20 protein-coding genes are annotated in these 14,676 nt (G+C 51.6%); 2 read left to right on the top strand and 18 right to left on the bottom strand.

Going from position 1 to position 14,676, the window contains the following annotated elements; all coding sequences use genetic code 11:
* Window positions 1–110: 110 nt before the first annotated feature.
* The 3 genes from rfbF to IPM58_17040 all read right to left on the bottom strand — a co-directional run bounded on the left by rfbF (window position 111) and on the right by IPM58_17040 (window position 2,392).
* A complete protein-coding gene (gene rfbF / locus IPM58_17030) occupies window positions 111–884 on the bottom strand; it encodes a glucose-1-phosphate cytidylyltransferase (protein ID MBK9308741.1) in 774 nt (257 codons plus the stop codon).
* Window positions 885–990: 106 nt separating this feature from the next.
* Complete coding sequence (locus tag IPM58_17035) at window positions 991–1,542, bottom strand: hypothetical protein (GenBank protein ID MBK9308742.1); 552 nt, start codon at window positions 1,540–1,542, stop codon at window positions 991–993.
* A gap of 499 nt (window positions 1,543–2,041) precedes the next feature.
* Window positions 2,042–2,392 carry a PilZ domain-containing protein gene (locus IPM58_17040; GenBank protein MBK9308743.1) on the bottom strand — a complete coding sequence of 117 codons (351 nt, stop codon included), beginning with the start codon at window positions 2,390–2,392 and terminating at the stop codon, window positions 2,042–2,044.
* A gap of 317 nt (window positions 2,393–2,709) precedes the next feature.
* Here IPM58_17040 and IPM58_17045 point away from each other — a divergent pair, with 317 nt between their 5' ends.
* Together IPM58_17045 and IPM58_17050 are read left to right on the top strand one after the other, a co-directional pair.
* The gene (locus IPM58_17045) at window positions 2,710–3,318 is read left to right on the top strand and encodes a response regulator transcription factor (GenBank protein ID MBK9308744.1); all 609 of its coding nucleotides are present in this window, start codon (window positions 2,710–2,712) and stop codon (window positions 3,316–3,318) included.
* Window positions 3,319–3,514: 196 nt separating this feature from the next.
* Entirely contained in the window at window positions 3,515–4,030 is a 516-nt protein-coding gene (locus IPM58_17050) for a hypothetical protein (GenBank protein ID MBK9308745.1), read from the top strand.
* Here the strand turns inward: IPM58_17050 and IPM58_17055 are convergent.
* The 15 genes from IPM58_17055 to gatC all read right to left on the bottom strand — a co-directional run bounded on the left by IPM58_17055 (window position 4,013) and on the right by gatC (window position 14,675).
* The gene (locus IPM58_17055; protein MBK9308746.1) at window positions 4,013–4,204 is read right to left on the bottom strand and encodes a hypothetical protein; all 192 of its coding nucleotides are present in this window, start codon (window positions 4,202–4,204) and stop codon (window positions 4,013–4,015) included. The genes IPM58_17050 and IPM58_17055 overlap by 18 nt on opposite strands.
* 45 nt (window positions 4,205–4,249) lie before the next feature.
* Window positions 4,250–4,360 (bottom strand): glycogen/starch synthase, encoded by a 111-nt coding sequence (locus IPM58_17060; protein MBK9308747.1) that lies wholly within the window; start codon window positions 4,358–4,360, stop codon window positions 4,250–4,252.
* Window positions 4,361–4,443: 83 nt separating this feature from the next.
* Entirely contained in the window at window positions 4,444–4,830 is a 387-nt protein-coding gene (locus tag IPM58_17065; protein ID MBK9308748.1) for a hypothetical protein, read from the bottom strand.
* A 95-nt stretch (window positions 4,831–4,925) separates the two neighbouring features.
* A complete protein-coding gene (locus tag IPM58_17070; protein ID MBK9308749.1) occupies window positions 4,926–5,282 on the bottom strand; it encodes a DUF971 domain-containing protein in 357 nt (118 codons plus the stop codon).
* 28 nt (window positions 5,283–5,310) lie between these two features.
* Window positions 5,311–6,069 (bottom strand): DNA repair protein RecO, encoded by a 759-nt coding sequence (gene recO, locus IPM58_17075; GenBank protein MBK9308750.1) that lies wholly within the window; start codon window positions 6,067–6,069, stop codon window positions 5,311–5,313.
* Between the two features lie 54 nt (window positions 6,070–6,123).
* A complete protein-coding gene (mgtE, locus tag IPM58_17080) occupies window positions 6,124–7,461 on the bottom strand; it encodes a magnesium transporter (GenBank protein MBK9308751.1) in 1,338 nt (445 codons plus the stop codon).
* A gap of 129 nt (window positions 7,462–7,590) precedes the next feature.
* Window positions 7,591–8,475, bottom strand: a complete 885-nt coding sequence (era, locus tag IPM58_17085; GenBank protein MBK9308752.1) for a GTPase Era — start codon at window positions 8,473–8,475, stop codon at window positions 7,591–7,593.
* The gene (locus IPM58_17090) at window positions 8,472–8,831 is read right to left on the bottom strand and encodes a septum formation initiator family protein (protein ID MBK9308753.1); all 360 of its coding nucleotides are present in this window, start codon (window positions 8,829–8,831) and stop codon (window positions 8,472–8,474) included. Before IPM58_17090 ends, era begins: the two co-directional genes overlap by 4 nt.
* 26 nt (window positions 8,832–8,857) lie before the next feature.
* Window positions 8,858–10,144 carry a phosphopyruvate hydratase gene (eno, locus tag IPM58_17095; GenBank protein MBK9308754.1) on the bottom strand — a complete coding sequence of 429 codons (1,287 nt, stop codon included), beginning with the start codon at window positions 10,142–10,144 and terminating at the stop codon, window positions 8,858–8,860.
* 27 nt (window positions 10,145–10,171) lie between these two features.
* Entirely contained in the window at window positions 10,172–11,623 is a 1,452-nt protein-coding gene (gene gatB / locus IPM58_17100; protein ID MBK9308755.1) for an Asp-tRNA(Asn)/Glu-tRNA(Gln) amidotransferase subunit GatB, read from the bottom strand.
* Window positions 11,620–11,943 (bottom strand): YtxH domain-containing protein, encoded by a 324-nt coding sequence (locus IPM58_17105; protein MBK9308756.1) that lies wholly within the window; start codon window positions 11,941–11,943, stop codon window positions 11,620–11,622. The genes gatB and IPM58_17105 overlap by 4 nt, the downstream gene beginning before the upstream one ends.
* Entirely contained in the window at window positions 11,933–12,340 is a 408-nt protein-coding gene (locus IPM58_17110; protein ID MBK9308757.1) for a DUF948 domain-containing protein, read from the bottom strand. The genes IPM58_17105 and IPM58_17110 overlap by 11 nt, the downstream gene beginning before the upstream one ends.
* Window positions 12,341–12,444: 104 nt before the next feature.
* On the bottom strand, window positions 12,445–13,875 hold the full coding sequence (gatA, locus tag IPM58_17115; GenBank protein MBK9308758.1) for an Asp-tRNA(Asn)/Glu-tRNA(Gln) amidotransferase subunit GatA: 1,431 nt from the start codon (window positions 13,873–13,875) through the stop codon (window positions 12,445–12,447).
* Between the two features lie 75 nt (window positions 13,876–13,950).
* Window positions 13,951–14,307: an aspartate 1-decarboxylase gene (locus IPM58_17120; protein ID MBK9308759.1), complete on the bottom strand. Its 357-nt coding sequence runs from the start codon at window positions 14,305–14,307 to the stop codon at window positions 13,951–13,953.
* A 74-nt stretch (window positions 14,308–14,381) separates the two neighbouring features.
* Entirely contained in the window at window positions 14,382–14,675 is a 294-nt protein-coding gene (gatC, locus tag IPM58_17125) for an Asp-tRNA(Asn)/Glu-tRNA(Gln) amidotransferase subunit GatC (protein MBK9308760.1), read from the bottom strand.
* Between the last annotated feature and the right edge of the window lies 1 nt (window position 14,676).

Genomic DNA, 14,676 nt, shown 5'->3' on the forward strand with positions numbered 1-14,676 from the left:
TCAACGAGGAGTTACGGAGGCGTTACGACACGTCCGTCGAGGTCCTCTCTCAATATTTACCCCAATTTACACCACCGCCGGTGGTGACAAAACCTGAGACGATAGCACCACTACCACACTTTCCATGGCGCCTTTCCTGACTGCCAGAGATCCTCTAAATAGACTTTTTCCTTCAAAGTATCCATACAGGACCAAAATCGCTCATGCCGATAGCCCGTCAGTTGATTTTCTTTCGTAAGTCGTTCGAGCGGCTCTTTCTCCCACACCGTTTCATCACCTTTGATATATTCAAGAGTCTTACGATCGAGGACATAGAACCCTCCGTTGATCCAGCCTTCATCGCCATGAGGTTTTTCACGAAAAGCGACAATGCGATCATGATCGAACTCCAGCCGTCCAAACCTCGCAGGAGGCAAAACCGTTGTCACCGTAGCCAATCTACCCTGTGACTCATGGAACTTGATCGTAGCCTTGATGTCCACATCTGAGACCCCGTCTCCGTATGTAAACAAGAAGGTCTTATCGTGCTCAAGCCATTTCTTGAGCTGCTTAAGACGGCCCCCTGTCTGAGTATGTAGACCGGTATCCACGAGATGGACCGTCCAATCTTCATGCTGTTTCCCATCATGAATTGTCGTCTTCCCGCTTCCAAGATCGACCGAAATATCTTTATTGAAGGCGTAAAAGTTAAGGAAGTATTCCTTAATCATTTCTCCCTTGTAACCGAGGGCAATAATGAACTCCTTCACGCCCTGGGCTGCATAGATCTTCATGATATGCCACAGAATCGGCTTCCCTCCGATTTCGACCATGGGTTTAGGCCGCAGTGAGGTCTCTTCGGATAGCCGAGTTCCCATTCCTCCTGCAAGAATTACTGCTTTCATGCCGCTTTCTCCCACCTCAGGTCAAAATATCTGACAGAAGCTACTCTTTCAATACCATCGGCTATCTAATGTAGGGCGAGCCGCTAAATATTCGAGAAAACTTGGCTCATGCTGCTAAGTACGGGACAAGCTGGTCAATGTCTACCACAGCTCTCGCCTGGAGGGCGAGAGCATGGAGAAGAACCATAGCTCTTTGGCGCCCTGGCAATTCGCGCATGAAAACGGCTTCAAGCCCTGCTAGCGGCCCCTCTTTGATCTGAACAGGCTGACCACTATTTAATTTTAGTTCCTTCGCTTCATCAATGGCATAAACGCTCGAGTCTGTGATTCTACTTCTAATGGCATCGATTACCGCAGGACTAACCTCCACCGGACCTGAGCCGAACTCCACTATTTTTTGGACTCCCCTAGCATAAGTCACCATACGATAGTGTTCTGACATATTGATTCTAACGAACAAGTATCCAGGAAAGAGAGGCGTAACGACCATTCTTGATTTGCGGCGGATAATCTTTCGTTCTTGTAACAACGGCAAGAAACATCCCACACCTAAGCGGCCAATATTTAGCGAAGCTTGCTTTTCCTGGTTTGGCTTCGTACAAACTACATACCAATGCATCTCGCAGCTACTCAATTTTCCTGAGATGGCATCGTACATGCTAGAGCTCCTCATTATATAATATAACGGAGTGAAACGCTCTCACAGGCTACCGCCATCCTGGTACATACCAGGTTCTCCTCTTGAAAAATTTCATACTCACTTAACCAAGAGACTATATCTATACAGCGTCATTGTCTCGGCTACGACAATGCTGTCTCCACACTCGGACTGACGCTTAGGAGATACTCTGGCGTGGAGTTTGCTTCTCTTCGTAAGGCCTGATACCCATGACGAGTATCTCATCTTTGGATACGCGCTTAATCCTAAGAGGCTTCATGATTCTCAGCGCCACCTGCTTTTCAGTTTTATAAGTACCCCTTCAACTTTACATTCTCCGTTTGATACTGACTTGATATTAAAAATAATAGGACTCAGGAAGGTCTCACCAATCAGCGAATGGTATATTGGTTAGGTATAAAATTCATTGAATCCTTCTACACCTATTGCGAACCAACATCGGCGCGGAAATAAAGTAGATACCTATAACATTACAAAATCAAAACATGAACCTCAGACCGACGAAGTGCATTACATTACCATTTGACTTTCCGAACGGCAGTCTTCTGATCCACCGAACCTCTGCAAGCGTTGGTGTCTCAGCAATTGCTACAGGTGTTGGCACGTGGATTTTCAGCACCTGCTCGATGGCTGGGGTCTGATCCATCAGGATCAACATACCACCGCTACTAATATTCAGTGACAATGCTCTCCCGCCCTTTGCCCTACAACTATTACCACCCTGCTCGGAAGATATCATTTCATACGGGATCGGCCTCAGTAGCGCCACCCGTTCATTGTGATTTTTATGACTATCCCCTATTGCCCATTCCCAATCCGTTGACGTCACGTCGATCCTCCTAACATAAAATAGCTTTGCATTTTCCATGGTTCATCTGGTTCGATTGCCACATAAGCACAACTCAAACCTACGCTTTGCCAGCTTGGACAACAAATTCAGATTCCGTGGTGAATAATATGAGTCGCTATTGGAATCAACAATACCGATGATGTAGGACGCTCTCTCAAAGGTATTATGTTGACTCCCTCGAAAGGGTTAGGTACTATCACGGTATCCTATGAGAAAAGATCCTGGTTGTCCTGATTCAAGTTGCTGATCGATATTCACTCCTGATTCTGCAGCAAGATTATGGGGTAGGCTTAGATATGACCGACTTGCCTAAAGGTATCGACCAAACGGATGCGCTTGCTGATCAGAGAGCAGGGTCGGGTATTGTAGTGCTTTCAGCGTCCATGCAACTTCTGCATATGAATCGGCAAGCTGCAGAGCTTGCGAAGAAGATCAACGCTGCCGAGCATGGCGGTAACACTGCGGTCTCAGCACGAGGAGTTCTCCCAACAGCTATGACTGAACTCTGCGCAGAAATCATCAAGGCCCTTCATATACGAACAGAGGCCAAAGATTGGGAACAATTCGAACTCAAACGCGTAACGGGCGATCCTAATCAGCCAATCCTCCTAAGAGGGTTCGGCTTGCCCGATCGAGGAGGCGTTCAGTACGCCAGGTTGGTAGTTACGATGGAAGAGTTGGGGCGAAAACAAAACTTGAACACGGAACATGCGCGAGAACGGTTCCAGTTAACAAATCGTGAGCAGTCTGTCGTTGAACATTTAGCGAAAGGGTGGACTAATAAAGAGATTGCTAATGCCCTCCAAATCACAGAACAAACCGTAAAGGAACACATCAAACATATCATGCGAAAAACCAACGCCACAACTCGAACAGGGATTCTTGTCCAAATCTTTAACTCGTAGTCCTTAACACAAACACGCTTTCCTACCACACTTCTCCACTTACGCTGACTGTGTCAATAACACGACAGTGAGTCACGATTACCACATTTTTCAAGCAGTAAGCTGATCAGTATATCAATTTTTTTCTTTTAATTTGTGCAGATACATATCTGGCCCATTACTTGCTTTAATACGCCCTCATATTAGGGAGATCGTGATGATAAAACCTACAGTTAATGCCAGAGAATGTCTCGTACACGGGCTACTTGGTGTGGGAATGGCAATACTTGTCGCTGGTTGTACGAGCGGCCTCTCAACCCAAGTTACGGAATCAGCTAATAGTGGGTTTATGTCATTGTGGAACACCTATGCCGATTGCAGGTCAACTTCAGATTTTGGCCAAGCGGTCTCAGACTTGGAACAGCTTCGTTCAGCCAGTGGGGAGGGCCCGGTGGCTCATGAAGGATTCGTCCTTCCTCTGCCCACCCGTCTTGAACGCTTAGTGTCCAATCCAGCCAGTCGGGTCGCTGTTGATGTCGAGGCTATGGTTTCTGCCTGTGCTCTACACGCTGGAGAGCTTGCCCTGGATCAAGGAGATATCGATAGTGCGCGTGACTTCTTTGTTTCGGTTATCACCTTGCACAAAGAAGAAAATTCTTATTACGTGCTAAAGGCCAAGACTCTACTTGGGAAACTTGGCCATGGGGTTAATGTTTCATTTAACACTCACTAGGAGGTTGTCCGGATAGTCATGAAGATCATCTTGATGAATTCCTAGGCGATCAAAATACTGATCATACCGTACGACAAATACCCCCAGCGGGTGTGAGGTTTCCGTAACCGATACAAGCTCCTCTTCGACCGTTATCTCGATCTTCGTCTCCATCACTAAAATTGAGAATCGCATGACCTCTCGGCAAGGATTTTGTGTCGTTTGGCTTCGGTATCTAGGCTATACCAATGTCACACGATGCCTCAACGCAGACAGCTCCATTGCCAATACTGTAACAATATCGGCCAGGCCACCGGTCTTTGCATACGGAACAGCTTCTGAGGTTGCCATCACGATATGCCGCCTCTTCCGCCTTACGATTTCTTTGGACTATCAAGTGATAGTGAGTCCGGGTAGAATTTTAATCGGAAGAACTAGGGCTTGAACGTTTCATCAAGCCTGGTCTTAAACCGGTCTTCATAGGACCAGGCCTTAGCAAGAGCGTGTAACTCCTCAGGCTTGAGTTTTTCCTTGTAGACAAGACGCTCATCGAGAAATACCAGCAGCCATCCACGATCGGGATAGGCGAAATAGACACCTTCGCCAGCATGGACACCAGCTTTCCACCCCTTTGGCGCTTCTCCATGAGCTACACGCGACTGAGGAATTACGCTGAAATCAGGCATCACAAAAAAGTAGGAGAATTCATTATGATAGAGAGGAGGAGTGCCCCACGTGCTGACGACCGCTTCCGTCGTGATTTGATCCAGCACCAGGTTCTCAGCCTGCACGAAACGCTGTTGCTCCTCCAACGTGGGCATACCTGTACATCCGACGAAGAGCACGAGCACCAAGGAACCACAGAGTCTCAACCTCTTTCTCCAGCTGATATCTATAGTTCCCATGCCGTATATCCTCACATAAGCCGTTTGGATTTTGCTTCCACCGGTTTAATCGGTTGACAGACATCGCACTGGCACAGCGTCCTCAGCAAATCATAGGAATAAATACCCGTATCATGGCCGTCACTCCACTTAAATTGGAATGCATACCGGCCGACCGGCTGAATGTCCTGAAGCATGATCAAGAGCGGGACATCTTCAGGTGTCAGACGGCGTGCTCCGGTCCATTCATCGACACAAGCAGCACAGGGGCAACGCTGGCGCAAATAGCGAACCGGGTAAATCCCCTGGTGCCCGTCACTCCACCGAATCCCCAGGACTCCTTTGTCGTGCCATTCCATATCTCGCGGCTCTACTGCGTGAACGGTCATACTTCCCTCTTCGATTATCCTCTCAAGCTCATCCCGGCAAGGCAACGGACAAAAAGTTCACAGGTGGCAGCCGTTTACCAACTACGACCGTCATGTACCCCTCAATCGCCTCCTCAACCTCACGCCTCACCTGCCCCGTAGCCCGCAACCGAGTGAGGATAGCAGGTGTTAGCCGAATGGCTTGTTGAAGAAACGATAGGCCTCCTCGAGAAAGCGCGACACATCGCACACGTTGGTGTGCCGCACAGATCTGACATACAAGCCCTCCAGCACTAGGTGAAAATTGAGGCTCGCCGACCAGATAGCTCTTCCCACAGGTGGCACAACGCTCAGTCTGAGGTCGAAACCCAGTTAATCCCAGCAACCGTATTTGAAAGAGCAAGGCCGTAAAGGAAGGGTCATCGCTTTTCTGAAGCGATACGAGCCCCTGCTCCAGCGTATCAAAGAGAGGAGGGTCCGGATCTCCATCTGGAGTAATAGCCGAAACGACGTTGACCATTCGTGCTGCTGAATCCATTAAGCGAAGATCCTCTCGCAAGCCCTGCGAGGACCTGACAAGGTCGACATGTGAGATTCTGAACAGTGAGTCGCCATTCTTTACAAACAGATTCAAACGACACAGGCTGAATGGTTCAAGGGCAGCGCCGAAGCGGCTCTTCTGACGGCGGGCACCACGAGCGACCCCTCGTATCTTTCCCATGTTCTTGGAATAGCATGTAACGATCCTGTCGGCATCTCCCCACCTTTGACTCTTCAAGATGATCGCCGTCGTTTTTACGAGAGCCACACTGGTTCCCCTACGCTCCAATACGGAAACAGCCTGACCACGTGCATGCCGTCTTTACCGGAGATGCTCCAAGAAAAGTGTGGCCAAGGTTAGATAGATCGTAATTCCGGTAATATCATTGGCCGTCGTGACAAAAGGGCCGGCCGCTATTGCAGGATCGACCCCCATCCGTTTCAAGGCAATCGGCATAATCGTCGCCATACTCGTCGATACCAAAAAGGCAATGATCAGGGACGTTCCGACAACCATACCCAAAAAGCCTTGCTGCAAGACCCACCCAACCAGCGTCAAGGTGACTCCGCAAGCCAGACCCATGACCAAACCAATCTTCGCTTCACGAAAGAAGACCGGCCACACATGGCTAAGTTCAACCGTACCGGTGGCCAACCCCCGAATAATCAGAGTCGAGGACTGCAAGCCAACATTGCCACCCATCGCGGCAATGACAGGAATAAAACTCACGATCGCCACAACTTCCTGGATCGTATACCGGAAATACCAGAGAATGGCGCCGGACAAGAGGCTGCCGATGAGATTCGTGAAAAGCCATGGAAGTCGGAGCTTCGCGGAGCCAAAACTCGACGGCTTCGACGTCGGATCCTCTTCGATCGCGCCGGCCATCTTCAACATATCCTCAGTCGCTTCTTCCCGAATAACGTCGACGACGTCGTCGACGGTAATGATGCCCACGAGCTTGCTGTCCCGCTCGACGACGGGAATGGCCAGCAAGTTATAGCTGGCGACTTGGCGGGCCACCTCCTCTTGGTCCATATCGATCGCAACGCTCATGACCTCACGGGTCATAATATTCTTGAGCGGTGTCGTCGGAGGAACCGTGAGAAGCTGCCGGAGCGAAAGGACACCGACTAGATGATCATCCTTATCCGTCACATAGATATAGAAGACCATTTCCGCATCGGTCGCCTGTTGCAACCGGCGAATAGCTTCCTGCGCCGTCGTATCCTCCGCCAAGGAAAAAAATTCCGTGGTCATGATGGCGCCGGCCGTATCTTTCGGATATTTAAGGATGTCGGCGACTTCGGTCGAATCCTCAGCCTTCATCAAAGCGAGGATTTCATTACTACGGTCTTCTGGGAGAAACCCAAGGATATACGCCACATCGTCAGGGCCAAGATCCTTCAATAACCACGCGATATCAGAATGGAGCAGATCGGCAACCACCTGCTGAATGCTTTCACCGTCGAGCTCACTCAACACTTGGCCCCGCTTACCTTCGCCTCGAACCAGCTCAAAGACCTCTCGCTTTTCCTTGGGCGATGAGAGATGCGTGACGGCTTTTGCGATATCAGCGGGGTGCATGCGCCCCAACATCCTGGAAAGATTCGTGATCGCTCCCCGGCGCAACAACTTCTGGACCGATTGAATCACAATGTCTGACTTCGTCTGCCCACGATCAGACTGATCACGCAAGACTTCCCGCAACACATCGCGCTCAGACACGCGAGTGCGTTGTTCCGGCGTGCGTGGCTGTATCGGTTGTTCCGTCGGCTGCATACTCCCTTAATACCCCAACTGCACCAGCGTCTGTTCATTCTCGCGCCAGGATTTTCGGACTTTCACCCACAACTCAAGAAACACTTTCATGCCGAATACTCGCTCCATATCGATTCGTGCCTGAGTCCCGATCGCCTTCAGTCGCTCTCCTTGTTTTCCGATCAAGATTCCCTTCTGCGTTTCACGCTCCACCAGGATCGAAGCTTGTATCTTGGCCAGCTTCCCCTCCTCAACAAACGAGTCGATCTCGACGGCTACGGCATGCGGAACCTCTTCCTCAGTTTCTTGCAACACCTTCTCCCGAATCATTTCAGCTGCCAGCGTCCTCATGGTCTGGTCGGTCACGACATCGTCGTCATACGCACCGTCTCCCGAAGGAAGATAGGGCACGGTGACAGCAAGTAACCGATCAATATTGTCATCTTTCATTGCCGAAACCGGCACAACCTCAGTCCAGGCGTAGAGCTTGCCGTAACGATCGAGAACCGGAAGCAGCTTGTGCCGATTCACGAGATCAACTTTTGTCACGACTAGGATCACCGGCTTGGACCGTTTGGCCAGAGCCTCTTTCATATACTTGATGGCCGCCATATCTCCTGGCCCCGGCAGACTTGTCGCTTCCATGAGCATGTAGAGGAGATCGGCCTCCTCCAATGTCTCGACGGTGGTTCGCACCATCCGCCGGTTGAGCAAGTGCTCCGGCTTATGCAGACCCGGCGTATCCAGAAAGGCGATTTGTGCCCCCTCAACATGCACGAGCCCCATAATTCTGGTCCTCGTGGTTTGAGGCTTACTCGAGACGATCGATATTTTCTCACCCAACAAATGATTGAGCAGGGTCGACTTCCCCACATTGGACCGTCCAATGATGGCAACTGTTCCGAACTTCATGGTTTAGGATAAGCTCCCGATTTCTTTTCTGAACCTGGCACGAGCTGATACACTGTCTCACCCTTCCGCACATACCCCAATTGCTCCCGAGCCAGCTGCTCAATCTTAGCCGGGTCATGCTGCAAACGGTGGATATCGCTTTGCAGCTCGACGTTTTCTCTACGCAAGGTCGAAAGCTCTTGCTCCAAACCCCTAGCCTGTTCGCGCATAGATAGGTACCGCGTGAGGCCCATTTCTCCTGAAAACAACGCCACCAACAGCCAGACGCAACCGGCAACACCGCCCACCTGAACGATGGTGAGGACACGACGCTGCCACTCCAGCCATTGACGGCCACGATTCCGCTTGATAGTCATCTGGTGATCCACCGATTGAGCAGCAACTACGCTCTGACAGGTACGGCCTCTCGCCCCCGATACAGAGAGGTTGTTCCTAGCTCTTCTTCGATTCGAAGCAACTGGTTATACTTTGCCACACGATCCGTTCGAGATAACGATCCAGTCTTAATCAATCCGCTGTTCGTCGCGACCGCGATGTCCGCGATCGTCGTATCCTCTGTTTCACCAGACCGGTGTGAAATGATCGCCGTGTACCCGGACCGTTTGGCAAGTTCGATGGCGTCCAAGGTTTCAGTCAGTGTCCCGATCTGATTGAGCTTAATCAGAATCGAGTTTCCGATTCCTTCCTTGATGCCTTTGGAAAAAATCTCTACGTTAGTCACAAAGATGTCGTCACCGACCAGCTGTACCCGCTTGCCCAACTTTTCGGTGAGCATCTTCCATCCCTTCCAATCCAGTTCGCTTAACCCATCCTCAATCGAGAGGATCGGATAGCGATCCAGTAACGCACTGTAGTAACTGATCATTTCATCCGACGAACGCTCTGAGTTTTCCTCTGCTTCAAGGACATACCGCCCCTTGTCATAAAACTCGCTTGCTGCGCAGTCCAATGCGAGTGCGATATCACGACCTGGCTTGTAGCCGACCTCCTCGATCGCCTGAGAGATCAAACTCAGCGCCTCTTCATTGGACTGGAGATCCGGGGCAAATCCACCCTCATCTCCTACGGCCGTGTTGAGCCCTTTCTTCTTTAAGAGTGCCTTCAACGAGTGAAAGACTTCGGTCGCCATGCGGAGAGCATCGCTAAATCGACTCGCCCCCACGGGCATGATCATGAACTCTTGGAGATCCAACCGATTGTCGGCATGGGCTCCGCCATTGATGATGTTCATCAGCGGGACCGGAAGTACTCGCGCGTTGGTCCCACCTAAGTAGCGATACAGCGGCTGCCCTGTTTCATTCGCCGAAGCCTTTGCCACAGCCAACGATACCCCTAAAATTGCATTTGCTCCCAGCTTCCCCTTTGTCTTCGTTCCATCCAGCGCAATCATGGCCCGATCGATGCCGGCTTGATCAAACGCTTCTTTTCCCAACAGTTTCGGTGCAATGACCTTGCTGATATTGGCCACCGCCTTAGAGACGCCCTTTCCCATCCAACGCTTCTTATCACCGTCACGGAGTTCAATCGCTTCCTTTTCACCAGTTGAAGCACCGGACGGCACTGCAGCTCGCCCCTTCGCGCCGCTTTCAAGCGTGACCTCCGCTTCAATGGTTGGATTACCCCGCGAATCGATGATTTGTCTGCCTCGAATTTCTCTGATTACGCTCATACCTCTTCTCCCCCTGCATTCATTTGGCTACGCATCCAACCCAGTGCTTTCGTCTACGAGCTTCTTCCTGAGCAACTCATTCACCTTCCCTGGATTCGCCTTCCCTCCGCTCGCCTTCATCACCTGCCCTACCAGAAAACCAAGAACTTGGTGTTTCCCTTCCTTGAACTGGGCGACTTGTGCCGGACTCTTTGCCAACACTTCGTCGATCACCTTCCCCAGTGCCCCTTCGTCGGAAACCTGCGTCAGGCCTTTCTCTTGCACAATCTGCTCCGGCGACATTTCACTTGTATAGAGTTCCGGAAATAGGTCCCGGGCAACTTTTAAACTGATCGTACCCTTGTCTACCAGTTGTAGGAGATCGACAAGTCGTTCAGGGCTCACAGGCGAAGCGGCAATATCTGTCCCAGAGTTATTCAACTCTCTCGTCAGCTCCCCCATCACCCAGTTGCTCACGGTTTTGGGCTGATTGAACTGCGACACGCACGTTTCAAAATAGTCCGCCATCGCCCTCGAGGCCGTCAACACCCCTCCATCGTACTCCGGGAGTCCATACTGCTCGACGAATCGGCGCATGCGTACAACCGGCAATTCCGGCAACGATGATCGACACCCATCAACCCATGCCGGTTCCAACTTCAGCGGTACGAGATCTGGGTCCGGAAAATACCGATAGTCATGGGCTTCTTCCTTGGATCGCATGACCGCAGTTTCACCCCGCTCGATATTCCATAACCTGGTTTCCTGGTAGATTTTCCCACCACCACGTAAGACCTTGGTCTGCCGTTTGATCTCATACTCCACGGCATCCTTCACATACTTGAACGAGTTGATGTTCTTCAGCTCGACTTTTGTGCCAAACTCTTTTTGTCCAACCGGACGGAGCGAGACGTTGGGCTCGCACCGAAAATTTCCCTCTTCCATATTGCCGTCACAGACCTCAAGGTACATCAAGATGTCCCTCAGACCTTTGAGATACGAGACCACCTCGTCAGCCGACCGCATATCGGGTTCTGTCACGATCTCCAACAATGGGGTGCCGGCACGATTCAAATCCACTCGGCTCCCTCCAGCACCCGTCTCATGGACATTTTTCCCGGCATCCTCCTCGAGATGGGCCCGGCGGATGCGAACGCGTTTAGTCCCTTCGGCACCAGTAATTTCAATCCAACCATGTTGGCAGATGGGGGACTCGTACTGGGAGATTTGGTACCCCTTCGGCAAATCAGGATAGAAGTAGTTCTTCCTGGCGAACTGGTTGTTCGCGGTAATCGTGCAGTTCAACGCCAGCCCTGCTCGAACCGCCATTTCCACTGCCATTCGATTGATAACCGGTAGACTCCCAGGTAAACCGAGACACACCGGGCATGTCTGACTGTTGGCTGATAAGCCGAACGTCGTCGCACACCCACAGAACATTTTTGACTTAGTCCGCAGCTGTGCATGCACTTCGACCCCGATTACCGTTTCGTAGGTCACCCTCGTTCTGCTCCTTCATCCTGGGCATGTCCCCGCTCCCGCCTCATCGCCTCTCGCCCGGCATCGAATGCCTCCCGAAGGACTGATCGTTTCGTCTCAACAAAGTCTTTGCCCTGATCGACAACGTCTTCAAACGCCTCACCGGCTCGACCCGCGAGGTCACGAAGATCATGCTCTGCACGGCGCGCATACCTCCGAAGCTGATCACGTGATTCATCCCCGGACTGCGGGGCCAACAGCAATGCAGCCACCGCACCCATCGCCGCCCCGCTTAGAAATGCCAATAACACTGCCGCTGATGTTCCTCGATCATCCGCCATTATGAGTCCCTCCTTCATGTTTCATGCGTTCACGCACGACGTGAGTTGCCGCCTTGAAACCAGCCACCATGCTCGCGACATTGTTGAGCAGCGTCCCGCTCGATCCACGAACGACATTATGAACCTGTTGGACCGATTCACCGACCTCGCCCACTGCATGCAGGAGAACTGCGGCATGGTCGATTCCATCACGAGCCTGATTCGTCACCTCGTTCAAGTTCTGGGTCATCGACCGGAGTTCCGCCACGAGACCCGGCACTTCGACGTTCAACTTTGCAAGCAGCTGTTCGGACTCAGCGACGGTTTTCCGGACTTGCATCAACACCGGCACCAAACACCCGACCAGTACGGCAAAAGCCACGGCCACGAGCAGCACGGCGATCTCAACAGTGGTCATAGTTGGCATTCCTCCTGCTCTCTTCTTTCTTCAGTGCCATTCTTGCGTATCCTCACTCGCTCCGTTTCCTACCGTATTGTAGGCTTCTTCTGATACCATTGTGCCTATTGTTCATAGGCATGTGCCGCCCGGAGCACAGTCTCTTCCTCAAAGGCCCGCCCGATCAGTTGTAACCCGATCGGCAGTCCTGCTCTACTGAACCCGCAGGGTAGTGAAATTGCCGGCAGCCCTGCTAAATTGACGGAAATTGTGAAAATATCAGAGAGATACATCTGCAATGGATCTTCGCTCTTTTCTCCCAGCTTGAATGCCGGCGTTGGTGCTGTCGGGGTGACGATGACATCGACTTCCTTGAACGCGGCTTCAAAATCCTGACAGACTAACGTTCGGACGGCTTGGGCCTTCCCATAGTACGCATCGTAATACCCGGCACTGAGCACATAGGTTCCCAGCATAATCCGCCGCTTCACTTCCGGCCCAAACCCCTCCTGCCTCGTCTTGATGTACAGATCGAGCAGGTCTTTGGTTTCCTTCGCACGAAACCCGAATTTGACGCCGTCGAAACGGGCAAGATTGGAGCTGGCTTCCGCCGTCGCCACCACGTAGTAGACCGCCACAGCAGCATCAGTCCTTGGCAACCGAATCTCCTTCACCTCTGCACCAAGGTGGCTCAACTCCTCGATCGCAGACCGGACCGCACGATCGACCTCCGGATCAAGCCCTTCGGCGAAAAACTCCACCGGCACGCCGACTCTCAGGCGTTTGAGATCCCGTTTCTGCAGCGCCTTCAGATAGTCCGGCACAGGCCGATTAATCGACGTAGAATCTAGTGGATCATGCCCGGCGATGGCTCCAAGCAGGAATGCCGCATCGGATACATTTTTCGTGATCGGTCCGATTTGATCCAATGAGGAGGCAAACGCCACCAACCCATATCGAGACACCCGTCCATAGGTTGGTTTCAATCCTACGACCCCACAGAAAGCTGCAGGCTGTCTAATGGAACCTCCGGTATCCGAACCAAGCGCGGCCACGCATTCCTCTGCCGCAACGGCCGCCGCGGAGCCCCCACTTGATCCACCTGGGACGCACTGGAGATTCCAAGGATTCCGACTAGGACCAAATGCAGAATTTTCCGTCGAGGATCCCATCGCAAACTCATCGAGATTCGTCTTTCCCAATAGCACGTAGTCCTGTGCCCGTAACCTGTTGATGACCGTGGCGTCGTACGGCGGCACAAAGTTCTGCAGCATGCGAGAGCTGCACGTCGTGGGAACTCCGTCCGTGCAAATGTTGTCCTTGACAGCCAAAGGCATCCCGCTGAGCGGCACGGTCCTTCTCCAACCCTTGAGCTTCCGATCTAAGGCCTCAGCTTGTTCAGACGCCGCTTCTCGTGTTTGCGTCACGAAGGCCTTCACCTTCGGCTCTACCTGGCTGATACGAAGAGAATAGGCCCGTACGATCTCCGTCGCCGTGACTTCTCCCGCTGCAAATTTTCGCTGAAGGTCAATGAGGGTTAGTTTATGAAGAGACATGAATCGTTCGCTCTCAACACAGATGGTGAGTGGGGGCAAGACGGACGGTCAAACAACCTTGCCTGGTTCGGTCTATCAGTTCACGGTCACAATTCGGTTTTTCTCATTCACTCTGACGATTTTTGGTGCGTGTTTCTTAATTTCTTCTTCCCCATAATACTCGTAACAGAAGATGATGATTTGGTCTCCCACTGCCGCTTTTCTTGCCGTTGGTCCGTTTAGAATGATCTCTCCCTTTCCTCGTGCCCCGTTGATCGCATACGTCATGAAGCGCTCACCGTTATTCAAATTAGAGCAGACAATCGCTTCGTACGGGAGGATGCCGGCCGCTTCCATCAAATCTTGGTCGATCGTCAAGCTTCCTTCATATTCGAGATGCGCACCCGTGACAGTCGCACGGTGAATTTTTGAACGCAGCATTTGTCGAAACATCGATCCCTCTCGTCATTCGTCAAACTTCGCTTGGCCTTTCGAGGCTTCCATTCGGAAAAACAGTCGTTTGACGGTTAACGCTCCTCTAAAATTTTAGGTACAACGAACCCATCTGCCTCAGATTCCGGCGCATTCGCCAGAGCTTTATCCGAAGGCAGAGACGGGCGTATGACATCTTCGCGAAAAATATTCACTTGCCCCATGACGGTTACGGTCGGCTCGACTCCCGTCGTATCACACTGATTCAACTTGTCGACATGCGTCAGAATCTGACTCAATTGTTGGGCAAAGGTGTCCTTCTCCGCAGACGTCACGGCCAATCGTGCCAATTGCGCCACCTTCTCAACGTCCTGTTGCGTGATCTCCATC

The organism is Nitrospira sp. (assembly GCA_016715825.1).
Lineage (GTDB): Bacteria > Nitrospirota > Nitrospiria > Nitrospirales > Nitrospiraceae > Nitrospira_D.